The following is a 25,053-nucleotide window of genomic DNA, read 5'->3' as shown; positions in this document are numbered from 1 at the left end:
GACAACTATATCAAGAAAGTGGGAAAGAAATTGAACCTCAGACCGAGAAAGAAACTAAATTTCTCAACCCCGAAAGAAGAATTCTTCAAACAAATCATTAATTTTGCACTTGCCAGTTGAAACTACCCATATATATAATGTATAATATTTTTGTTAAAAGCCGACATCCTGCATGTATAATTAAAAATAAATATATTATCTTTGTCCGGAGATAGTGTAAGCCCCGACATGTAGGGCTTGACAGACATTACGGAGGCGTCAACTGCCTCATTAAAAATCTAATACTTATGTACACGACGATTGACTTTCAGACCTTGGCGGAACAGCTTAAAACCGCCGGAACACGGAGACGGGTTGCCGTGGCAAGACCGGGCGACGAACACACAAAAGAAGTGATAATGCGCAGTCTGCAAGAGGGACTGGCTGATTTTCTACTCGTTGCCGACGAACAAAGCCGTGAAGCGGCAGACGGGATAATGAACATCAGCCCCCGACACGTAACTGTTTTTTACGAGAAAGACGATGTGGCAACAGCGCGCAAAGCAGTGTCGCTGGTAAAAAGCGGCGATGCAGACGTGTTGATGAAAGGCACGCTGAACACAGATGTGCTGTTGCGCGCCGTACTGGACAAGGAAAACGGAATAATGGAAAAGGGAAGCGTGCTGAGCCATATCACAGCGGCGGAAATTCCAGCATATAAGAAACTGCTTCTTTTTTCAGACGCGGCGGTGATACCGCGACCAACGACGGAACAGTTTGAGGCGATAATACGATATACCACAGATGTGTTCCGGAAAATCAGCAACGGCATACCCAACGTGGCACTGATACACTGCACGGAGAAAACAAGCGAAAAGTTTACTCACACCATAAGCTATGCCGAGATAATGAAGCGTGCCGGTGAGAACGCCTACGGCAACATTTCTGTGGGCGGTCCTATGGATGTAAAAACCGCATGTGACGCCGAAAGCGGAAAAATAAAGGGCATCTCATCACCCGTGGCGGGGAATGCCGACATACTGATATTCCCAAACATCGAGGCCGGAAACGTATTCTACAAAACGATAACCGTGTTCGGCAACGCACTGACGGCAGGCATGTTATGCGGCACCACGGCACCGGTAGTGGTGGCATCGAGAGCAGATTCGTCAGAATCAAAGTTCAGCAGCCTCATTCTGGCATGTGCCACAGCGGACAAGAAATAACATTATAGATCATAATACATGAAAAGAATATTCGTCATAAACCCGGGGTCGACATCCACAAAGACTGCTGTCTTTGAGGACGACAAGGCGGTATGGATGTCGGGAGGTCATCATCCTGCGTCGGAAACTGCCGCCTTTCACAACATCAACGAGCAATACGAATACCGCAAGGAGTTTATACTCAACGGTCTGAAGAAGTCGGGTATACCGTTAAAATTCGATGCAGTGATAGGTCGGGGCGGACTTACAAAGCCTCTGCAAGGCGGCGTATATACGGTAAACGAGAAAATGGTTTACGATCTGCAACACGCCAAAGATCAGCATGCATGCAACCTCGGAGCAATCATAGCATACGAGATTGCACACGAATGTGGTTGCCCGGCGTTCATGGCAGACCCTGGAGTGGTGGACGAGTTGCAGCCTTTGGCGCGCATAACCGGTCTGTCTTTCATGAAGAAAAGAACTATTTTCCACGCGCTGAACAGCAAGGCGGTGTCGCGTAAATACGCCAAGTCTATCGGCAGGAAATACGAGGACATAAACGTTATAGTGGTTCATCTCGGCGGCGGAATATCCGTGGGAGCACACTGCAAGGGAAAAGTCATAGACGTGAACAACGCCCTCAACGGTGACGGACCATTCTCGCCGGAACGTTCCGGAACGCTACCGATGAACCAGCTTGTCGACCTCTGTTTCAGCGGAAAGTACAGCCAGAAACAGATTATGAAGATGATAACGGGTCAGGGCGGCATCGTTGCGCATCTCGGAACCAACGACATGATAACCGTGTCGCGCGAGGCAGAGGAGGGGAACGAACCTTACCGCACTGTGCTTGATGCCATGCTATACAGTGTGGCGAAACAGGTGGGTGCTATGTACGTGGCATTAGACGGGCAGGTAGACGCCATTATATACACCGGAGGAATATCTCACAGCAAGTACTGCATCGACACGCTGACACGCCGCACATCGTATATGGCTCCTGTGGTTGTCATGCCGGGCGAGGGCGAAATGGAGTCTTTGGCGTTCAATGCGCTCGGAGCATTGAACGGCGAACTGGAGATAAAGGAGTATGTATGACCGCTGAGGGCAATGCGAAAGAAGATAAGGGTAATTTGTCTTTTATCTTCCTATATCTTCTCTTATCTTCATTTATCTCCTTTTGAACACCTTCACACTCTCCGATAAACAAAAAGCCGGCACAACGCCGGCTTTTTATTATCTGTCAAAAATCATTCTTTTACAATCAGCACCGTGGCATACGCGCTTATCCCCTCTTCCCTTCCGGTAAATCCGAGACGCTCTGTTGTGGTCGCCTTTATGGATATGTTGTCCTCATCGGTATCCATCACATCAGCCAGACAAGCCTTCATTGCAGGCACGTGGGGATTTATCTTGGGGCGCTCCGCACATATCGTGGCATCCATATTGCCCAATTTATAACCTTTAGACGCTATCAACTGCATTGTCTTGCGCAACAAAATCTTACTGTCAACATTAAGCGTCTCTGGCGAAGTGTCGGGAAAATGCCAGCCTATATCACGCATATTGGCAGCTCCGAGCAGGGCGTCACAGACGGCATGGATAAGAACATCGGCATCGCTATGCCCAAGAAGCCCGAGCATATGGTCTATCTTTATTCCGCCAAGCCAAAGTTCCCGACCCTCAACGAGCTTATGCACATCGAAGCCAAAGCCAACACGTATGTTCATTTCAATTATGTTTTTTGATTAAATAAAATATAAGTCCCATAAGACCTATAAGCCTTATAGAACCTATAACGTAAGCCCCATAGAACCTATAATATCACAGTCAAGCCCTTTGTCTACCGCCTGCGGAACAGATCCTTGATACCATCCATGTCGAAACCGAGGGTGAAACGCATTGTCTGGTCGAGCGGATTGCTCTTTGCCGTAGCAATGACATAACCGCAGTCGAGCGTGAACGCGCTCATGCGGAAGCCCGCTCCAACGGTAAAGTACTTACGGTTTCCCTTGTTCTCCGACTCATGATGATATCCGGCACGCACCGAGAACTTGTCGTTATAGACATATTCGGCACCCACACTCCAGTTCACTTCCTGCAGCTCTTCCTTGAAACCGCCGGGTGCATCGCCAAAACTCTTGAAGATACCGGCTATACTCGAAACGTCATAATACTCTTTCTGGACACGCCGTTTATAATCTTCCTCAAGCTCACCTTCTTCCTGAAGCGGGTAGGTAGGCACAAGCAACTTGTTTGCATCGGCAGCGATGGTAAAGCGACTGTACTCGTCCACAGGTATCATCAGCGATGCGCCGAGACGCATGTTGGTAGGGATGAACTCGCTGTCATTGCTTCCTCCAAACGTGATCTTGCTACCTATATTGCTTATATTAAGACCTATACCCAACTGACACTCGCGCTCGCCGATGTTGATATAGTCGTTATAGTAACATGCTATGTCGGCAGCAAAGGCACTACCGGGTGACGTGTCGTCGGAAAAATTGTAAGTAAGATCGGAGTAAATCCACCTCACCGCCGCTGCAAGAGAGAACTTCTCGCTGAGCATAAGCGAGTATGCCACGTCGACAGACATTTCATACGGGTTGATTGTCATTGCGTTTTCAGACTCGTCGGTGAAGACCTCTCCGAGCGAGAAATAACGCAAAGAGGCAGACACGGCGCTGTAGTCGCCTATGCGGTAGTAGCCCGAAAGATATGCCACCGACATGTCGCTGACCAACTGACGAAGCCACGGAGTGTAGTTCAGGGACACTCCTGCGCGACTTATACAGAACGGATATTTTGCCGGATTCCAGTATTGCGAGTTGACATCAGGATCTGTGGCAACACCCACGTCACCCATACCGGCGGCACGTGCATCGGGAGCAATCATCTGAGAGGTCACCGATGTATTTACCGGATTGAATATATCTGTTTTATCCTGCGCACCGGCAGTTGTCGCAAACAATACGAGGACAACAGCCGTGAAAAGTCTCATGAAATTCTTCATCTAATATAATACCTTTTAATAACTTATTTTAATACATAACTGATTATGCGCCGATTTATTGCCCGAGGGACATTATTCTATGACAATCAGCTTGTGAGCTTTCGATGCCTTGCTGCTGCCGTCACAGCTTATCTGCACCCTGTAGAGATAAACACCGGTATGAAGACGACCGCCGTCGTCCTTTACAAGATTCCAATCCACGGTATACGCCCCTATCGGCGACACCCCGTTCTCCTTATGTCTCCACAACGGACGACCGCTGATATCGAACACCTCTATCTCCACATCCATATTACTGCCGTAGCGATCATGGTTTACGATGAACGTTGTCGATGTTCGGGCGGGATTGTCCGTACAACCTATGCTGAACAGTCCGGGCGTCAGTCCGCTAACCACATTGAACGTAAGTTCTGCCGTGGAAGAGTTGTTCATGATGTCCCATGCGCGGAAACGCAGTTTATGACGCCCAGGCGTTAGCTCGGGAATGCTGTAGAATGTCGTTCCGGAAGTATAGCTTCCGAAGTCATACGTAAAGTTTTCATTCAGTATGTATGTCTTCGACATGTCGCCGTCTATCGTCAGCTGCAGGTCATGCCCCACCCCGTTGCCTGTGGTGTTTATGCCGTCCTTGTCTCTTATCTGCGCCACGAAATAAGGCGTTGTGTTCACGTTGCCGCCGTTTGAAAACGACGGAGAGTTAAGGTAACAGTATATGGACGGACCTATCGAGTCTGTCTTGGCGTTCTCCGTGCCTCCCACCGTGAAGCTGTCGCAATATCCGTTTGCAGACAAAGTGTTGTCGTTGTTCACAGCAAACAGATTTATAAGCCCGCTCCGATCTGAATAGTTGATATCCATTGGGACGGAGAACGAGAAGTCAAAAAGTCCGGCACGCACGCTGTCACGACCGTTGAAGAGCGACTTCGTCCTGTCGGAATACACTAATTTTGTCGATGCTCCGTCTGTCGTAGTATCGTTCAGGCGGCACTCTATCTGCTCTTCCGAGTCTCTTACGTTAGCCGTCAGCGTTCCGTTAAAATCCGTACACACATCTCCTCCACGCTCTATGTGACCGCTCACGGTCACCTGTCCGCCTGCACTAAGCAGAATCTCAGCATCGGCATCATCGACCGAAACGCCGTTGATTCGGTCCACAACAACTCTCAGTTCAGGAATGTTGAGCACAAGCGCCGGGTCTCCCAGCAACGAATATTGCAATTTGTTCACCGTGTGATCCCTCTCCGACTCTATCCCGGCAGTGATAAGAGAGTTCTTGGCAATGCGCTGCGCATCGCCTATCGAGACATACTTTCCGTCGACCTTGGTGAACAATGCGCGAAGGAAAGCCTTGTTTATACGTTCGTTTCTGTCTGTATATACGGTGCGCGTGGTACCGAAGAAAGCCATAGTACCGCCATGGGCATTGAGCAAAGCCGTCTCACCAATGTTCTGCACGGTACCGTCGAACGGCATAATGTCGCACGAAGCGGTTATCCACAACGGATAGTTTGTATTGTTGAAGTTGGCAAAGTCGTTGACAGTGAGCACCCTCTCATGCGATATCTGGTCAGGACGACCATGCCCGCAATAGTCCATTACAAGCGCTCCGGCAGCCTGCTGCGCCTTTACCAGTTCCATGACATCGGGATAAGAATTGCCCGTTGAAGACGAGACGCGCGCATAAGAGTCCCACATAACACGCTTAACATGCAGTCCGGGATTGAGCTCTTCCACCACACGGGCGGCATTGTCGGCACCCTTCATGTGTATATTCTCGTTTCCGTCATCGCCCATAAACATCACCACATTCTGCCATGCGCCGGCATTCTTGTTCTCCATGTATGCTATGGTCTTGTCGACAAGTATCTTTGCATCGTGCTCGTTGCTTACGGGGAAACGCCCCACACCAATGTCATGCTTGTCCGAACTCATCAAATCCGTACCCTCTCCGTCGTCAAGAAGACAGAAGAAGCCGTCGTCTACATAACAGTCTACGTAGCTGAACGAGTTCTCGCTCTCAAAACAAAGCAGGTAATCATCGGGATTGACACCGCGCATTGCCGCCGTTTTCATCCTGTTGTCCCATACGCAGTCGCCGAAGAGCAGCAGATAACGAGGCATGTCCGCTTCTGTGGTTGCCCTGTCATAAAGCATCTTCATATAACGGCGATAGGCGTTGGCATCAGGTGTTCCGCTCGAAAACTCGTTGTAAATCTCATCGGCAGGCACCATGCGTACCCTCAAACCGTCGTGCTTCTCGTGATAGTCCTTAAGGCGTTTTGCCTGCTCGTTCAACTTGCCCGAAGCCGGAACTATTATCACCATGTCATACGCCCCGTCGCCATGGAGGTCCTGATTGGTGATGTTATAGACATACTCCGGTGTGGGAAAAGACTCGCGCGCGATGTCCGGAAGCGGTCGGGGAGTTTCATGATACACGGAAATATAGTCAAGTCTCACCGGTCCCCCCATAATCGTTTTTATCGTCACCGTATCCTTTGCCGGCATCCGTTCAATGCTGTATGTGGCTTTGGAGATGCCGCCTTCATCGTATTTCGACAACCCGCTTATTCGCTGTGTGCCGAGAAGTCTGTCGCCCAGCCACACTTCCGCCGTTGTCACAGAACTTCCCTTACCTGCCGTCAACGCCACGGATATTGTGCCTCGGGTGGTCTCTTCGCCGTCCGTCGGCACCACTATAACGTAAGCGGCAGAGTCTCCAAACTGTATGGGAGCATCCTCAAAAAGATTGCGCCCGCCCTGAAACCATGCGAAGTTGTCAACTTCACGCAGTGTATGGTAGTCGTTGTTCGAAGGATAGAACGAGTCCACAAAGGCGGCGCTGTCAACACTCAGCGGCTCGTCATCGCCCTGTGTTATAAGATAATATCCGTAATCGGAGTACGGATTGCGCGTACGCTCCGCCGCCGTCCTGCTCTTCCACGTCACGGGACCCTGCGCATGGAAAAGCCGGCGACCGTTGAGCGTGCATGTAGGCACCTCCTTAAGGTCGTCGTATTTTATGATATCCTCTTCCAATATCTTCTCGTTCTGCAACGCTCCGCCATAACCGTAGATCTTCACCTTTGAAAGATTGGAGAACCCGGCGCGGCGTATCACGGCATCGGTAAGCTGATATACGCCAGTCTCGGGCACGCGTATCTTTGCCCACCGTCCCGTTGCCAGCACGGAGTGTGCGGCATAGCGCTCTGACGGCACTGCGGCACGGGCACGCCGTTGCGACTTCTTTACGGACTTAGCCTTGACGTCGAGCATGAAACTCACCAGCTTACGGTATTTTCCTTTGCGGTATACCAGCGGAACAAACGATATTTCGAGCCGTCCTTTCTTACGCTCCACCACAACATGCTGCGTCACCTCGGGCATGTCTTTCAGCGGTTTGCCGGATATTCTCATATACCGCTCTATGTCTTCGCGGCTCATGTCTATAAACTCGGCATATTCTATATTGACCGTATATACGGAGTCGGCATATTCCGCACCGAGGGGCACGGAGTGTGTAAAGACAGGCAACATGCTGTCTATCTTCACCTCATTTGCAGTAAGATTAAAGAACTTCTGACCCGTTGCAAATACCGAACAGGACACCAGAAGCATGATACACAATATATATTTTCGCATTATCTAACGTTAAAATCCAACACTTTCCTATCTTCGAGATAGCCTTCAAGATGGTCGCCTATATTCACCGGACCCACGCCCACGGGAGTTCCGGTATACAGAAGGTCGCCTGTCTTCAATGTGAAAAAGCGGCTTACGTAGGCTATTATCTCGTCCACCTTGAAAAGCATATCGCTCGTACAGCCCTCCTGAACGGCGGTTCCGTTGACATCGAGATGAAAATGTATCGCCTGAATGTCGCGGAACTTCTCCGTCTCAACCCAGCTGCCAATCACAGCCGAGCCGTCAAAGCCCTTACACAGTTCCCACGGCTTGCCCTCGGCACGGAGCTTGTTCTGCAAGTCGCGCGCCGTGAAGTCTATGCCCACGGTCACGGCATCGTAATACCGGTGGGCAAACCTCTGCGGAATACTCTTACCCAAACGGCAGATGCGCACCACGAGTTCGGTCTCGTAGTCCACACGCCCCATGTCGTCCGGAAGGAAAAACGGCTTGCCGTCCTTAAGCAATGCAGAGTCGGCTTTGGTAAAGATAACAGGTTCCTCCGGTTTATATAACGTTCCGTCCAGCTCTTTATTGTGCCGGATGTAGTTCATTCCTATCGCAAAAATCTTCATAAACAGATGTTAAAAATTAAACGTATATCTATATTAGAACGCCACGACAAATACGCGAGTTCGGGGATAACAGACATCCGAACATATCCTCCTCATGGTAAGGACATATTCTTGTATTTGTCCGCACGCCTCATAGAGGCATTCAGATAAGAAGTTAATGTCTTCAATACAAATGCCTTGTGCTTTGTCACTTTTATCTGTGTGAACGTTATAAAGAACGCCTCAATGAGGCGTGCGGACAAATACAAGAATATGTCCCTACATGAGGAGGACACGACTGAAGCTATTGTTTCTTATCCCGAACTCACGTACAAATATACGTATTATATCTGACAACACAAAATAAAGCAAGCCTTTGATTTGCAGGTAACGACCCGTTAAAAATCAGGATGATACCTCTTAGCTTCCAAAAGGTGCCCTTTAAGGCTCCAATATGCCATCTTTCAGGCTCTAAAAGGGCACCTTTTGGAAGCTAAGAGGTATCATCTTGATTATCAAGATGTTACAAACAGTATAAAAAGAGCCATAAAAATGCCTGCCGAAACGGTCGCGTCATAGTGTCTGCCACACCTTTTACGTTGCCGTAAGCACACTGTATAAGACCCGGATAAATGCCATGCAAACAGCTTTATACGGGTTTCAATGTCATTTTTTTCTATCAGAACATACAGAAAAAGGTAACGAGAAACGGCACCATCATCTCGAGCATAACGCCGTTTATTATCGCTACGGGCATTATCTCTTTGCCGCCATACTTTATGATGGACGGCAAAAGGACGTCCATGGAGGTAACTCCGGCAGAGGCAACAAGCCCGTACGGATCGAAATAGCGTCTGAGCAACGGGGCAAGACACAGTGTGGCAAATTCTCTGAAGATGTTGACAAGCAGGGCGAGGGTGCCCAACTTGGATGCCATACGGACACCCACCTCAGGCGTCTTAAGCCCGGTTATAATCATTGACGACAACGAGTAGTAACCCATGCCGCTGCCGAGTGCCATGCCGTCTGCCCATGAAAGCCACCCGATGAAGAGGCATGCAAGTCCGGCAAAACATACGGAACTTACGGCAACTCCCAACGGCAGGAGAAAGGATCTGTAGTCTACTTCCTTGAAAATAACGGACAGACGACCGGAAGAACCTATCTCGAAACCCACCAAAGCCACAAGGGCATAGAGGAGATAGGTGGATGTGTCTGCCGACAGCAGTCCTTTGGGCACGACACCGCTCCATGTCAATAAAATGCCAAAGACAAATACCGCCACGACAATAAGGCTCCACTTCATCGCTGCCTCCTTTCTTTTTTCCTACCGGGAAGTCGGGAGATAAGCAACGAAACCAGCAGACTGCCCAATATAGTTGCAGACGATATGAACACTGCCGACAGTCCCAAGCCCGGCAGTTCGGAAAGTACATGGCGGTCTTCGCCTATGGACAGACCGAAAGTAAAGAGCAATAAAAGGACTATAAGGGATATGACCCTGTCGACAGACAAGGTGTATCGGCATCTCGAGGATAGTAAACCCAACGCCATTCCGCCGAGTAACAAAGAGAGTATTATTATCATTTTTATCTTAAATGCTTATCTTTGGCAAAGGTAACGCAAGCCGAACGCAATCAAGCCCGCTTGAAATTGCTGAGGCGAAGCTTATCTTATGCAAAGGTAGTAATAATAAACCATTCGTACATAATGTACAAAATGTTTATTTTGAAAATGCGTGTCGGGTCTGCGGTTTCCGCAAATATCTTTTAGTCTTATGTTTGAATGTCAACAAATACAAACGAGGTGTGCCGGCAATCTACAATCAAACGAATGTAGAAACATGGCACACCTCTTGCATAAACCCGGCAATTAACAGCCGGAGACCTCTATTTCATATAGCCCTATGTAGACGAACAGAGATATCGAACCGTCTGTTCCTTATTATTTTTTCATGACTTTGACAATCCTTCCGTCGTTCATCTTGATGATGTTCAGACCGCGCTGCACACTCTGCACACGACGACCGTCTGCCGTGAATATCGCCTCGGGATAAGAATTTAGTGTCCCGGAGATGTTGTCATTAATGGCTGTACTAATACCGACTTTTGCCTTTTTGCTCAATCCGCCATTCTCGTTGACAGCCTGAACGTAATATTGGGCATCGGCGTCGGCACCGTTATACTTAGTGTCTGTCGTGAACTCGACAACGTCCTTGCCCTTTGTTATAACGTAGCAGATGGCGTAAGGCACGGCGTCCCATGTGATGGAAGTACCTGCAATCTCTGCATTGGGAGCATCGCAAGCCTCGCACATCAGGTCGGGCTGCCAGTTGTCATCACCTCCGCAGACGTTCTTCAGCGTGTATTGTGCCGCCTCTTCGGCTGTCAGCTTGTTCTTGACGTCAAACACCTCAACCTTTTCGGTCTTGTCAGCGTCAGCCCAATAGTAGTAATAACTTTCGCGCTGGCTCAGGTCAACGGGGTTGCCGTCCTTGTCAACAGTGTTATACTCAGCCCAGATTGCAGGCAGTCCGCCCATGGTATTGTACCAACCCTTTGCCGGAATGTTGACAAATGTCTGCGTGTTGATGAACACTGTCTTCGGAGTTCCGTGCCAGGGTCTGCCGAGCCACACGTCTTTCACATCGACACCCTTGCGTGCACGGATGATATTATTCTGGAACACATATCCCCATTTGGTATCTGCGGTGTGCGACGGAGCGACTATATAGCCTCCCGACGGGCGGTTTATCTCGATGGTGTCGCCGTCCAGATACACATCGCCGCCGTTGTAGATAAAGTCTACGGCACCCTCTATGACAGAGTTCTTGATGTAATGACGGTTCTTCTGATTTGAAGAAGTAATCCATGTATCCTGATAAGACAGCAAGGCAACGTTGTTCATTGCGATGCGGTCGCCCATGGTATTGAGGGCAAGAGCCTGCGGTCCGTCCTGTTTCTCGTGACCGTAGATGTTCTCCATCGTAAGGTTCTCAAAGAAGATGTTGCTTGCCTTGACAACCACGGTTGCACCTACACTTACATGCAATGCACCCGGTCCGCCGCAGAGTTTATCGTCCTTGATGACGGTAAGGTCGCGGTCCTGACCGATAAAGTGCAGGTTGGTCTTAGCCTCGGGAATGTCCACATGTTCCTTATACTGACCGTTCTTGATGAATATAAGCCATGGTTTTGCACGTCCGGCAGGGGCAGCGTCTACGGCAGCCTGTACGGTGGTGTGGTCGCCCGAACCGTCGGCAGCCACGACAGCGTCATACACACGAGCCTCCGGCTGTACACGTTCCATGGTCGTGAAATCTATCTGTGCAGCAGCAACAGGTTTGCCGCTACGGCTCAGGAGCACGCCTTCGGGCATTGAGAATGTGTATTGTGTTGCATATTTCAGACCGCTGTACTTGAAGACAGCCGTCTTTCCGCTGACGATGGGAGCAATCTGCTCACCGTCAAGTGTAGCCACGCCGCTGCCTGCCTTAACCTTGTTGTCGAAAGTAAGGATTATGCTGCCGCTGGCAGATACGCCTGTTCCGTTCTGTGCAGGATTGCTTGACACGAGTGTAGCCTCTTCGTCGGCAGCACCTATGGCATCGGCAAGCACAAATATCTCGGCAACGGCAGTACCGTCGTTAGCACTTTCCACACCTGTCATCGGTGAGTTGTAGTCAGGCATGAAGCGGATGAACACGCGGTCCTTGTCGGCTGCATCCTCCGGCAGGTCGAACTCCTGCGAGTCCCATCCACGGTTGGGCAGGTTGTATGTGCCGAATGTATTGAATGTCTTGCCGCCGTCGATACTGTACTGCGCAAAGATTATGCTGTGTGCATTATAGTCATCGCCCACCGATGCAGATAGCTTAAGGTTACGGAAGTTCTTTGAAGAGAAACTGATTTCAAAGTACCAGTTGCCTGTCAACGGGCGCCATACGCGTGCGCCGTACTTGCCGTTCATCATACCTGCCGACACGCCGTTTGCCAGCCAGCTTGTGGTTGTGCCGTCTGCCTGACGCAACGACAGCAGACCTGCATTCTCGGTGTCGTACTTGTAGTCTGCGGCACGCTCACTCTTCGGATTGTCCTCGTATAAGTCCCAACCTACAATGAAGTCGGTTGCAGAGAATGTTGCTGTCAGCGATTTCTCGCCGTCCATCTTCACGTCACGCACCATGTTGGTGGTGTTGTCTTCCCAACCGGTGAAAGTAAGTATGCGGTTGTTCTGCGCCGTGAGCTTCACATCCGTACCCTCTTCATAGTAGTGCACGCCGTCAACCACGTTGCCCGCCGGAACGAACTGCACGAGATTAGGATTGGCGCCGCCTTCCAGTTTCAGATTCAGGGCATATACATTTGTCTTGCTGTATGTAGCCGTCAACGAGGTGTTCTGCATAATCTCGAAGCTGTAAGGATTATCCGTAGACACTATGTTACCGTCGGCATCTGTCCATCCGGCAAAGTGATAGCCGAAATTCTCCGTCGCGCTGACTGTCAACAAGGTACCTTCGTCAAACTCAGAGCCTGCGGGATTGCATGACACTGTACCTGCACCTTCGGTTCCCAGTGCCACGCTCATGGTGTATACAGGAACCGGTTCGAGTATACCGGTAACATCGCCGGTAACAACTACATTGCCGAAACCGTATTCCTTTGCACTGGCAAGATTGTAAACCTTTATCTTCAACACAAGGTCTGTGCCCTCGGTAGAGATAGCGGAGAGGTCATAGTTGTATGTTTCAAACAGACCGTTGTTGCCCGAAGGTGGATTAACACCGCTTGCAAGCACCGTTTCTGTTCCGTCCGCAACAGCCACTACGTCTATCTTTCCGCCGCTGGTTCCCCATCGGCTTGCTTCGAATGAGAATGATTTAGGTGCAAACTTAAGTCCTTTCTTGCACTTTATATTGAATGACAAAACGTCATCATTATTAACGGCAGCATTGTTGTTAGACGGGAAATAAAGCGTCTGCATGGATGTGCCGGCATTGCGCGATTTAGATATGTTCATCTTGCCATGGTCGAACTCAGCCACGCTGAACAGTCCGGGAGTCTTCACCACCGCTGCAGTGACATCGTCCGTACCCTTGCCAAGGGACCATGAAAGAGTGAAATCTTTCTCGTCCACGGGTTTTGTCTCTTCCATTTTCTCACCGTTCACCCGTACGTAATCGAGGTTCCAGTTGGACACGAAGCCATTGCCGGCTACAAGTCGCAGGATGACCTTGTCCTTATTGTTGGCCGACAACTGTACAGTGTTGTCTTTGTAGAGCCACCAGTTAGGCATTGTTGTATATGCTCCGGCATCAAACCATGTCTGTCCACCATCGACAGAAACAACGGCTTCCAGTGATGCTTCGGCATTACCGCCATAGGCACATGCAAAGTCTACAGTGATGTTGCGGTAGCCTTTCGTAGGAAACTGCACCTCGTAATAGACATTGTGCTTCGAGCCGTCGGTATAGTCAGTAATGGCATTCCCTGTTGCATTCTCAATACGCAGCACCTTGTTGTTGTAACCGGTAGTGAGCTGCCAGTAGCGGTTCTCGGACCAGGCTGTCAGCACATAGTCCTTGTTGTCGCCGACACATTCATCCGGCGAGATAGATGGTGCACCGCCCTGAGCAAACCATGTAACAGCGATATCAGCGCTGCTTTCCATGTTCCACTCAGCCAGTTTCTCTGTCTGGGCAGATGCAGCAATCGGCATGATGGCAAGCAACGCAGACAGCAGTCTGATGAAAAAATACTTGTTTTGCATAAAAAATAATTGTTAGTAGTGTTATTAATACATTATCTTCTTCACTGTTCCATCGCTCATACGGACAATATTCAGACCGCGACGAACTGCCGGCAGCCTGCATCCGTCGACAGTAAAGACAGCCGTAGGTTTCTCATTGACGGTATTTACATTGTGTATGCCGGTGGAAGCGGCGTCAACAGCCACGCCGTGAATTGTAAGGTCGCTGAGACAGATGGTCTTTCCTGTGGCAGCACCGTCGTACCACGGATAAACGCGGACAAGCAGTTCTTGTCCTTCCTTTACGGTGAGCACCGGTTTTGACTCGATGTACTGCGGTTTGTTTGCAGGCATTTTCTTCATTTCAAAGATAGCGGTGCGGGTTTCAAAGTTATCCACCGAGTAGTAAACATGGCAGCACATACCGTTGCCTCCACAACCAGAGGCAAACAACGAGATAAGGTCTATCTTAAGTTCCATGCCTTCTGTCGGTTTTACACCCCACTGTATGTAACGATCCGGGTTGTCGTCTATTTCACCGTCGGGCCATGCGTCGCCTGTCAGCAGGTTGCGTTGCATCTTGCGCGACGCATCATAACCGGTCCATTCGGGCCATACGGTATTGGCATTAGGATTGGCGTAACGCTGTACGTACATGGCGGTGAACGTCTGCGGGACAACCACTGCCGGACCGTCGAGTGTATATTCGTCGTTCTTCTCCAGACGCCAATAGACATTCACGTCGGCACCGCCTTCGAGAACAATAGCTGTAGCGGAGACCGGTATCTCTATTGTCTTTGAACCTTGCTTTACGGTAATGGTGCCTTCAAACGTACCGTCCTTTGACAGCACCACCTGTGCATAGAAAGTCTTGATAAGGGTTGCCGAAGTGTAATCGACGGCAAGCGATGTGTTCCAGTCGGTCTTGTTCAGTGAGAGCTGTATGCCGTCGGTGGCGCTGACGGTGACTTTTCCTTCTTCGGGAGACAGTCCGAAACCGTTGATAGTGAACTCTTTCTGCAATGTCTGTCCCTTATATGCTTCGCCGAAATCGCCCGTTGCGGGAGACACGCTAAGATCGGTGGGCAATACGATGTTGTCCACCATAATGCCCTGATTCTTCATCAGACGGGCACACTCGCGAGCCACGAGCAGAGCCCCGGTTGTGTTGAAATGGGTTGCACCTTCTCCGTCAAACAGTGCAGCCTGACATTTAGCTTCGGTGCCATAACTTTCATACAGCGTTTTTGTGGCATTCGTCATGTCGATGAACGCTACTCCCTTTTCCTTTGCCAATTGCTCGGAATGATAGGCATAGTCCATTGTATGGTCGTCGGCAGCCAGTTTAGGACCCTGTTGCGGACCGTTTTCGGTCAAAATCTTATAATTGTCGCCCAAGTCGTGACGCCCGTTACGCCTAATGGTAGAGCCTTCAAAGTAGCTGCGGCATACGGGTGAACAGATAACAGGTGTAGCACCTAACGCGATAACCTCGTCTACAATCTTGCCTATCCACTGCTTGTAGGTGGTAGAAGGCACAGTTCCACGCAAGTCTACAGCTGCGGCTGCAGTTGCATCGCCTATGCTCTCGTAGTATGCTTTCAACGCATATCCGTCCATACCCGAGTTCTTCTCGTCGTTATGTCCGAAAGTAATGATGACGTAATCGCCTGCTTCCACATTCTTCTTTGCCGTCTGCCACAACTCATGGTAGCCGCCGTAAGAGTCGCGTCCGCCCTTGGCATAATTGACAGACGTCCATCCGTTGGTGAGGAATTGTCCGAAATACATACCCCATCCGCGTGTGACAGTAGCGGATTCATTGTAAGGAGCCATGGTAGAGTCGCCCAAAGTGTGCACTTTCTTGGCGCTTACTGCAACCGAGCAGAACACCAATACCATGGCAATAAAAGCATAAATTTTTGTTTTCATTTCAATGTTGCCCTTTAAATTAGTAATAGTTTGACGGGTGCAAAATTATTACCGCAACATGAAATAAAAGGGGAAAGTTTTGTCATTTAAGGGCAAAATCGCGCCAAAACAGGGGATTTGGAAAGTTTTAGGGAGAAAAGAATAAAGAAGACGTGTGTTAATTTATAATTAACAATTTATAATTTATAATGAGTGTGATGACTGCTCCGGGATAATTGATAATGGACGGATGTCTGCTCCGAGTAGGGATGTTCCATGGAACATCCGAAACCGCATGGCGTTATCATATATGTCAACCGGCTCTCCCTTATTATAAATTATCTACGTGCCTCATTCCTTAGGCTGCACCATGGCACAGCCCTACCCGGCACAAGCATGCTGTAATCCCCTCTCATTATAAATTATGAATTATAAATTATAAATTAATTTCTCAGTTCCCTCGGTGTCTTGCCTGTCGAGCCCTTTACACACTTTGCAAAATATTTGGGATCCGAGAAACCGCAGGCGTATGCTATCTCCGAAACGGGCATACCGGTTTCCTTGAGCATCTTGACCGCTCTGTTCATTCTTGCCTCCTTTAGGAAATCGGCAGGCGTAACACCGAGCAAATGGCGCATCTTACGGTTAAGTCCGGAACGGCTCACGGCTGTAGCAGCTGCCATGTCGTTTATTCCGATGTCACTGTCGGAGATGTTCTTTTCCACAAAATCGGCAATTTTCTTCATGAAAACCTCGTCTTCCGCAGACAAGCGAGGAGCTATGACGATAGGTTCGGGATGCTGTTCGGACAGCGACGGTTTGTCGTAAGAGGTTTCATTCTTCTGTTCGAGCAACAACAAATATGCCTCGAGCGTCTCTTTTCGGCGCTTTTCCAGGTTGCGGACATACATTATTATATATGTAAGAGCCACGATGCAACCGGCAATGACGAGGATGACAAGCAATTGCCCGTACCACGCCTCGAAAAATGTAGGCTCGACAACGATTGTAACAGTACGCACATTGTCCGTCCACTGCCCGAGAGCATTGGTGGAACGTATTTTCAATACATGCGTACCGGCATCAATGTCGCGGAACTCTATGCTGTTTGTCGCCGTGGGATAGCTCCACGTACTGTCGGCATCGAGCTTCGTGGCATAGCGTATATAGCGATTGCCTATATAGTCAAGGGCGGAGAAGCTCAAGGTGAAATCTCGGTGAGAGGGTGATATTATTATAGTGTCCTTATAATCAACGGTATAGTCTGCGGGCATGTCTGCCATGCGGAGCGATGTCAGGACAATACGCGGAACATAGCTCACGGCAGAAAGTTCTTTGACAGGAAAAACAAGGGCACCGGTCTGCAAGGACACCAACAAACGCCCGTCATCAAGCATCAACGGTTCTGCATCGGAGAACTGGAGACTTTCACCCCAAAACGACCTGCCGTAATTTTCTATCCGCGAGGTCTCAACATCAAGGACCGAAAGCATGTTGTTGCACTGTATAAGAAGCTTATTGTCCGAAAGCACGATACATGCCATAGTAACATCAGACCCCATGCCGTTTTCCATGCCGTAATGTCTGAAAGAAAATCTGTCGGCATGAAGATTTTCCGTAAGTATCCGGTTTAGCCCTCCACTCTCCGTAGTGACGAAGAGTCTGCCCTTACGGTCTCTCACAACATTCATCGTAGCGTTGTCCGAAAGACTTTCTCTCCGATTAGCTTCCCTTACGTGCATGCGCCAACGTATCTTGTCTAAAGGCTTATAAATATTATCTGCGACAAGAAGTCCGGTTGTGGTTGTAGCCAGCATGGTGCCGTCTTCAAGAACAAGCAACCTCCTGACACGCAACCCTTTTGTTCCCTCAATATGTTTTATTCTGTAACCGGTGGATTTCCGTGAATTGGAGTTTTCGACACTGACAACATTTATTCCGCCGACATGTGTGGCAACCCAAATCCTGCCTTTACTGTCTTTCTTCATGTCGTATACATCGCCGGAACTCAGTCCCGTCACACTCTCTATGCTTTCGTCATGCAGCCGGAACAAACCAAAAGGCTTGCATCCTATCCATATATTGCCTTTATCGTCCTCGCACATACAATATACAGGGAAGAACTCTGTAAGTCCGGAATGCAGTTTACCGTCCTTTCCCATATATCCGATGAGTGACATATCCGGACGAAAAGCCGCCAGTCTGCCGTCTTTGGTACCAATCCACAACCTGCCGTTACGGTCGCGATACATCACACGGGTAACGGACGGACTGACACCGTTCACACGGTTCCACGTCTGCATACGAGGCACACTACGAAAGAAACCGTCCTGAGTAATTTTCCAATGTATTCCCCTGCTGTCTGTAAAATCATCAATACGGCTTCCATTTATCTTGAAAACATCACGCGCCTTTCCGTTCGGTTTTCCCGTAACAGGTCGGAACGTCGACGTCCTTACATCAAAAAGGAAGACGTCATCGTCAACGCGGCAATAGATATTACCCACAGCTTTCTCCGGCGTAATATCGTAGTCGAGGACTATATTACGGAAACGGTCGCTGTTCATATCGTTCCCGTCTCCCGGCTTTGCCTTAAAGGCAACAAAGTCATAACCGTCAAAACGGTACAGCCCATTCCATGACGAAAGCCACAAAAAGCCTTTCTTGTCCTGAAGTATCTGGGTGATATGCTGATGCGAGATGTCGGATATCTCATCGAGATTGTCCGTCACATAGTCTTCTTCCGTCATTCCATATACTACGGAAGAAAACAGCGACATAAGTATAATCAGCATCAGTGGCATAAACATAACGGTTGTCTTTGTTATCACGGCAATTGCCGCTATTATCAATCTTTTAAGCCATCGGTGCAAATTTAATCATTTTTTGATTAATAACAATAGCTATCATGATATGTTACACATAAGCTTTGGCAGATATCAAATAAGTTTACAATGACATCATTTCATCTTAATCCGGCACTTATTTATCATGTATGTGCGAAGTAAATACGTGCCGAGCCTGCGGTTTCACAATTATTTTGTAATTTTGTAGTTGGATATCAACAACTTACAAGACGGGTTGTGATATCTACTGATTTTTATTACGACGTTCTTATACAGAACGCATATAAATCATTTATATATTAACATAAAACGAAAAAGAAATCATGAAGAAAATTTTCATTGTTGCTGCCATGTTCGCAGCAATGACATTCACAGGATGCGGAAACGGTCAGAAACAAAACACTGACGACGCAGACTCGACAAAAGTGGAGGCTACAACAAACGAAGAAGCCGGCAGTGAGATAAAAACGGCAATAGAAAACATGACTGCGCAACTTGATGCCAAGGATGCAAAAAAATTCAACTCGACATTGGCTGAAGTACAGGAGGAGATACAAAAGCTTATCAAGACAAATCCGGAAGCTGCAAAAGCGTGTCTGCAACAGTTGCAGGAATATCTGAAGAAAAACTCCGAACAGATAAAGAGCATCGCAGGAGACAAGGCTGCTGCGGCAGCTGCTGCAATATCAAATGTTCCGGCTGCACAGATTATAGAGACATTGAAGTCGCAGGCAGGCACAGCAGCTGAAACGGGCAACAACGCAATATCAAAGGCGGCAGAAGCCGTAGAAGCAGCAAAGAACACACCCGAAGAAGCGAAAAAAGCAGTAAACGAGGCAATGGAAAAGGGCAAGGCAGAGGCTGAAGCCAAAGCTGCAAAACGTACTGAAGAGGGTAAGAAAAAAGCCAATGAGGCAATAGACAAAGGTGTGAACGACATCAAGAACAAGCTCGGATTGTAAGAATGGGATTAGGATAAAAGGAGATAAGGGGAGATAGGAGGAGATATGTGGCTTGCGACACAGAAGATAAAGGACAATTGCCTTGAAACATTCGACTTCCATCCTCCGTGTAGGGCTGTACCATGGTGCAGCCGATGTGATAATGAATAATAATTCGATGTGATTACGAATGAAACAATCCATGCGGTTTCGGATGTTCCATGGAACATCACTACAGGTCTCATCAACAAGACATTCGTCTTTTATCTCCCTTTATCTTCCCTTATCTCCTCCTATCTCCTTTAAATTATAAATTAACACCCGTCTCCTTTTAAACAAACATAATAATGAAAGTATCAACAATACTTCTAAAGACTTGGTTTGACGAATTTAACCGTGAATATTTCCGTTCATCGCTACCCGTGCCAAAGTTTGTCATAGGAAATGCGCGGACACAGCTCGGTGCAATGGCATACAAGTGGAAAAGTGTAATGGGACGGAAGGAGTATTACGGCTATACCATACGTATAAGCAACTACTATGATGCCGACGAGAAACAGTTCAAGAACGTGCTGCTGCACGAAATGATACATTATTATATAGTAATAAAAGGGATAAAGGATACATCTTCACACGGTATCGTATTCCGTCGCATCATGAACGAGATGAACGCCCGCGGCTGGAATATAACCGTGAGAACGGACACTCGCAACTGGAACATTGCCGGCAAAAGCAGCACAAAGGGTGAAACATTTCTTGTTCTGGCGGCAGTCACACACGCCGGAAAGCATCTGCTGTCAGTGGTTAACCCTGCCTATGCGCGCCGTATAGAGAGAATAATGAAACTGTCACAGGAAGTGAAGTGGCATGCCTTCTACACATCATGTGACAGTTTTTTTCATCGTTTCCCAAAGTACGAAGTCCCCGCGGACGGATTGTATCCCCGACTGTCTTTATGAAAAAGACTGACGCCATGAACAGGACTGACTTTAAAGGATAACAGAACTATTATTCAATAGTAACAAGTTCTATTGGCTGCTCAGTAACTTTATCCAATGGAGCCGCCCTGTATTTCACCTCATCAAAACGTATATTGTTGAGTTCTATACAACGTATCATACTATTATACATTGTACGATAATATATTTTACGGTTACGTATATCCGTAACCGCTGTCCATTGTGTGGCACTCGGAATGTCGGGCATATTCTGTCCGTCCACAAACTGGGCACCGACAGGAATGTCGAAATTATTCAATATCTGGAAACACTGGCGTACAGCCTGCCCCGCCGTAACCATACGCGGAGCCGTTGTCTGAAAGAACGCAGCCCTTATGAAGCGCGAAGGAGGGGTGAAATCGCCCGGAAGTCCTAACATGCCGCTGCCTCCGCCTATCGACGATAGTGTTATATTTCCGAACTCACGATCGCCTGCCTTTCCCGGAAATAAGTTTATATAGTTGTTTAAATTTGTGAGATGCCACTCAAATCCGGGCGAGTTTGTAAGTACACCAAGACGGTTTTCATAAAACATAGGCTTCTTGTCCACAATCTCCAATACCACCTGGCGTCCCGATGCATCGGCTATTCTCCAATGTACGGTCGAAGCATTGGGATATATAGATACCACATGCACCCTGCCAATGGCTCTCTTGACATCATCCACTGTCCTGCATTCGCCCAAAAGCCACGACACAAGTTGCAAGTCGCTGATACAGGATTTACTATATTCCGGCACATAATCCTCATACTTTCCATAACCCGGAAAATAGAAAAGACCAACTGAAAGTCCTTCTTCATTGAGTCCTTCGGAAACAAACTCTTCAGTCTCCACAGACATACCCACATATCCGTAACGCGCAGTAAAATCCATACCGTCTTTCTTTCCGCCCGGCACATACGATTTCTGTCTGTAACCTCTCGGCACTATTACATAGCTGCTGCCCAGATTGCTGCCTGCCCATTCTATAGTTCTCGCCAATATGGTCTCACCCGCCTGTGTCTTAAGTGTTATCCCCGTACACGCACCGGCTTTCTCTGCATGAGCCGTCATAAACAGCGTCATCACAAAAACAATTAACTTTGATCTCATAACAGTTGATTTTTTATTAGTCACGACATGCATCCATGATGCTTCACGTCTTCAAAGTTAGAATATCCCGACATAATCATCAAAGATATTCTCATTGTTTATGATACGTTAGACTGTATTTGGTTACATCATGTTCATAAAGGCAACAGTATGTTAAAATACCCCGACATACATTAGTCTCATCACCTGACATACAAAACGAAACAAGCCGCACACCTGCAACAGTGTACGGCTTGATTTATTTCTGACAAAGTATGTCTCTGCTTAAAGCTGTGCCAATTCCACCACCTTGTCTACGGCAGCAGACAGACCTTCAACGTTCTTTCCGCCCGCTGTGGCAAAATGGGGTTGTCCGCCACCGCCTCCTTGTATCAGTCTGGCTGCCTCACGTATAATCTTTCCGGCGTTCACACCGTGGTCGGCAACAAGGTCTTCGCTGACGATAACACTAAGCGTAGGCTTGTTGTCATAGTGGCTTCCCACCACACAGAGCATATGTTCAGGCTCGGCAGCACGGATTTTGAATACCAGATCCTTGGCTGACTCAGCTTTCATGGGCAATACCGCAGTAACAATCTTCACTCCGTTGACAACCTTCATCTGAGCCAACAGCTTGTCCTTTGCACGCTCCACCACTTCGGCATCGAACTTCTCTATGCTCTTCCGCATGGCATCGTGCTCCTCTATATATTTCTGTATGGTGGATTTCAGGTCTTTGGCATTGTTAAATAGTTCCTTTATCGCCTTGATGCCGTCTTCCAAATCATACATCATCTGCTCGCACTCTTTGCCGGTCTTTGCCTCTATACGGCGTATTCCGGCAGCGACACTGCTCTCCGACACAATCTTTATCATACCTATACGTCCTGTTGACAAGGCATGGATACCGCCGCAGAACTCTATACTCGGACCGAACTGCACCACGCGGACCTTATCTCCGTACTTCTCTCCGAACAAGGCAACGGCTCCAAGTTTCTTCGCATCCTCAAGAGGGATGTCGCGATGTTCGTCAAGACGGATGTCCTCACGTATCATCTCGTTAACCATGCGCTCTACAGTACGTATCTCTTCATCGGTAACCTTTTGGAAGTGAGAGAAGTCGAAACGCAGTGTATCCGGAGACACAAACGAACCTTTCTGCTCTACATGCTCGCCGAGAACCTGCTTCAAGGCATAGTCAAGCAAGTGTGTAGCCGTATGGTTGGCGGCACAAGCATCGCGCTTCTCAGTGTCTACACATGCCATGAACTGTGCCGTAGGATCCTTTGGCAGAGATTTTACGATGTGTACAGACTGACCGTTTTCGCGCTTTGTATCGACAATCTGAACTGTCTCGTTCTCGCTTACCAGCACACCGGTATCTCCCACCTGTCCGCCCATTTCGCCATAGAACGGTGTATAATCGAGAACAAGTTCATAATATGTGAGTTTCTTCTGCGTCACCTTACGGTATCTCAGTATGCGGCACTCATATTCCGTATAGTCGTATCCTACAAACTTCTGCTCGCCCTGAGCCAGTTCCGTCCAGTCGCTGCTTTCCACAGCTGCCGCATTGCGTGCACGGGCTTTCTGCTTCTGCATCTCCTCGTCAAACTGCTTCTCATCCACGGTCAGCCCGTTTTCGCGGCATATCAGCTGGGTAAGGTCAAGCGGGAACCCGTATGTATCGAAAAGACGGAACGCCCTTACACCGTCAAGTTCGGTCTTTCCCGCTTCCTTCACACTGTCCATTGCCTCGGTAAGCATGTTGATACCGTTTGACAAAGTACGGAGGAACGACTCTTCCTCTTCCTTTATAACCTTTGTGATAAGTTCACGCTGTGCAGGCAGTTCGGGATAAGCATCTCCCATTTCATGTATCAGCGTGGGCACAAGCTTGAACATGAAGGCACCCTTCTGTCCGAGGAACGTATATGCGTAGCGCACGGCACGGCGAAGGATGCGTCGAATGACATATCCCGCTTTGGCATTGCCGGGCAACTGCCCGTCGGCAATAGAAAAAGCAACGGCACGCAGGTGGTCGGCAACAACGCGCATTGCCACATCCGTTTCTTCGTCTTTACCGTATTCTTTCTCCGAGAGACGTGCTATCTCTTTTATTATCGGCTGGAATATATCCGTATCGTAGTTAGAGGTCTTTCCCTGCATTGCGCGCACAAGACGCTCAAAGCCCATACCGGTGTCTATCACATGCTTGGGCAATCCTTCGAGCGAACCGTCTGCCTTACGGTTATACTGCATGAAGACAAGGTTCCATATCTCTATCACCTGCGGGTCGTCCTTGTTCACGAGCTGTGCGCCGGGCACCTTTGCCTTCTCCTCCGGAGTACGCGAGTCGAGATGTATCTCCGAACACGGACCGCACGGACCCGTCTCGCCCATTTCCCAGAAGTTGTCGTGCTTGTTTCCGTTGATGATATGGTCGGCAGGAAGATGTTTCATCCAGAAAGCAGCCGCCTCATCATCACGCGGCAGCCCTTCTTCCGGCGAGCCCTCGAACACAGTGGCATACAGATTGGCGGGATCTAAATGGAGTACGTCAACAAGATATTCCCACGCATAGTTTATGGCATCCTCCTTAAAGTAATCGCCAAAGCTCCAGTTACCGAGCATTTCGAACATAGTGTGATGATACGTATCGTGTCCCACTTCCTCCAGGTCGTTGTGCTTTCCGCTCACACGCAGACACTTCTGCGAGTCGGTGGCACGTGTGGATTTTGGTTCGCGTGTTCCCAATATAATGTCCTTAAACTGGTTCATACCTGCATTGGTGAACATCAGCGTGGGGTCGTCCTTTATAACCATAGGAGCCGACGGCACGATGAGATGCCCTTTAGACTCAAAATATTTTTTGAAAGATTCTCGGATTTCGTTAGCTGTCATAACTTTGTATGCTTTTTTTATTTATTAATCAAAAATATTGAAGATATATACCGACATATATATCAGGCAGCAAAATTATAAAAAATCCCATAAAATGCCAAATTATTGTTTGGAATGTTAGAATAACATCATATTACAGTATATCAGATGTATGCAGAACTGATAAGAACATTTGTTTGAGACGAAGAATAAAAA

At 48.4% G+C, this 25,053-nt stretch carries 15 protein-coding genes and 1 pseudogene; 5 read left to right on the top strand and 11 right to left on the bottom strand.

The window, feature by feature from the left end:
- The 3 genes and pseudogenes from HPS54_RS13080 to buk all read left to right on the top strand — a co-directional run.
- Positions 1-120, top strand: a pseudogene (locus HPS54_RS13080) (IS30 family transposase); the annotation flags it as partial.
- A gap of 167 nt (positions 121-287) precedes the next feature.
- Complete coding sequence (locus HPS54_RS06740) at positions 288-1,205, top strand: phosphate acyltransferase (protein ID WP_172344704.1); 918 nt, start codon at positions 288-290, stop codon at positions 1,203-1,205.
- Positions 1,206-1,223: 18 nt separating this feature from the next.
- A complete protein-coding gene (buk, locus tag HPS54_RS06735) occupies positions 1,224-2,285 on the top strand; it encodes a butyrate kinase (protein WP_172344703.1) in 1,062 nt (353 codons plus the stop codon).
- A gap of 152 nt (positions 2,286-2,437) precedes the next feature.
- On the opposite strand, the gene ispF is transcribed toward buk, so the two are convergent.
- The 9 genes from ispF to HPS54_RS06690 form a co-directional block, all read right to left on the bottom strand.
- Positions 2,438-2,917, bottom strand: coding sequence for a 2-C-methyl-D-erythritol 2,4-cyclodiphosphate synthase (ispF, locus tag HPS54_RS06730; protein WP_172344702.1), 480 nt, complete (start codon positions 2,915-2,917; stop codon positions 2,438-2,440).
- 113 nt (positions 2,918-3,030) lie between these two features.
- Positions 3,031-4,200: a type IX secretion system outer membrane channel protein PorV gene (gene porV, locus HPS54_RS06725; protein ID WP_172344701.1), complete on the bottom strand. Its 1,170-nt coding sequence runs from the start codon at positions 4,198-4,200 to the stop codon at positions 3,031-3,033.
- A 72-nt stretch (positions 4,201-4,272) separates the two neighbouring features.
- Complete coding sequence (porU, locus tag HPS54_RS06720; RefSeq protein WP_172344700.1) at positions 4,273-7,842, bottom strand: type IX secretion system sortase PorU; 3,570 nt, start codon at positions 7,840-7,842, stop codon at positions 4,273-4,275.
- The gene (locus HPS54_RS06715) at positions 7,842-8,459 is read right to left on the bottom strand and encodes a fumarylacetoacetate hydrolase family protein (RefSeq protein WP_172344699.1); all 618 of its coding nucleotides are present in this window, start codon (positions 8,457-8,459) and stop codon (positions 7,842-7,844) included. Before HPS54_RS06715 ends, porU begins: the two co-directional genes overlap by 1 nt.
- Before the next feature lie 658 nt (positions 8,460-9,117).
- Positions 9,118-9,744 carry a LysO family transporter gene (locus tag HPS54_RS06710; protein ID WP_172344698.1) on the bottom strand — a complete coding sequence of 209 codons (627 nt, stop codon included), beginning with the start codon at positions 9,742-9,744 and terminating at the stop codon, positions 9,118-9,120.
- Positions 9,741-10,025 (bottom strand): LysO family transporter, encoded by a 285-nt coding sequence (locus tag HPS54_RS06705; RefSeq protein ID WP_172344697.1) that lies wholly within the window; start codon positions 10,023-10,025, stop codon positions 9,741-9,743. Before HPS54_RS06705 ends, HPS54_RS06710 begins: the two co-directional genes overlap by 4 nt.
- 357 nt (positions 10,026-10,382) lie before the next feature.
- Positions 10,383-14,207 carry a pectinesterase family protein gene (locus HPS54_RS06700; protein WP_172344696.1) on the bottom strand — a complete coding sequence of 1,275 codons (3,825 nt, stop codon included), beginning with the start codon at positions 14,205-14,207 and terminating at the stop codon, positions 10,383-10,385.
- Between the two features lie 24 nt (positions 14,208-14,231).
- On the bottom strand, positions 14,232-16,118 hold the full coding sequence (locus HPS54_RS06695) for a GDSL-type esterase/lipase family protein (protein WP_172344695.1): 1,887 nt from the start codon (positions 16,116-16,118) through the stop codon (positions 14,232-14,234).
- A gap of 422 nt (positions 16,119-16,540) precedes the next feature.
- Positions 16,541-18,949 (bottom strand): two-component regulator propeller domain-containing protein, encoded by a 2,409-nt coding sequence (locus HPS54_RS06690; protein ID WP_172344694.1) that lies wholly within the window; start codon positions 18,947-18,949, stop codon positions 16,541-16,543.
- Positions 18,950-19,266: 317 nt separating this feature from the next.
- Between HPS54_RS06690 and HPS54_RS06685 the strand changes: the two genes are divergently transcribed.
- Positions 19,267-19,905: a hypothetical protein gene (locus HPS54_RS06685; protein ID WP_172344693.1), complete on the top strand. Its 639-nt coding sequence runs from the start codon at positions 19,267-19,269 to the stop codon at positions 19,903-19,905.
- 326 nt (positions 19,906-20,231) lie between these two features.
- Positions 20,232-20,843 (top strand): SprT-like domain-containing protein, encoded by a 612-nt coding sequence (locus HPS54_RS06680; RefSeq protein ID WP_172344692.1) that lies wholly within the window; start codon positions 20,232-20,234, stop codon positions 20,841-20,843.
- Positions 20,844-20,892: 49 nt separating this feature from the next.
- On the opposite strand, the gene HPS54_RS06675 is transcribed toward HPS54_RS06680, so the two are convergent.
- Entirely contained in the window at positions 20,893-21,975 is a 1,083-nt protein-coding gene (locus tag HPS54_RS06675; RefSeq protein WP_172344691.1) for a linear amide C-N hydrolase, read from the bottom strand.
- 264 nt (positions 21,976-22,239) lie between these two features.
- The gene (gene alaS, locus HPS54_RS06670) at positions 22,240-24,858 is read right to left on the bottom strand and encodes an alanine--tRNA ligase (RefSeq protein WP_172344690.1); all 2,619 of its coding nucleotides are present in this window, start codon (positions 24,856-24,858) and stop codon (positions 22,240-22,242) included.
- Between the last annotated feature and the right edge of the window lie 195 nt (positions 24,859-25,053).

The sequence above is a fragment of the Xylanibacter caecicola genome, from assembly GCF_013166515.1.
Lineage (GTDB): Bacteria > Bacteroidota > Bacteroidia > Bacteroidales > Bacteroidaceae > Prevotella > Prevotella caecicola.
Note: the sequence above shows the minus strand (reverse complement) of the source record. Positions and strands in the feature narration are given on the sequence as shown.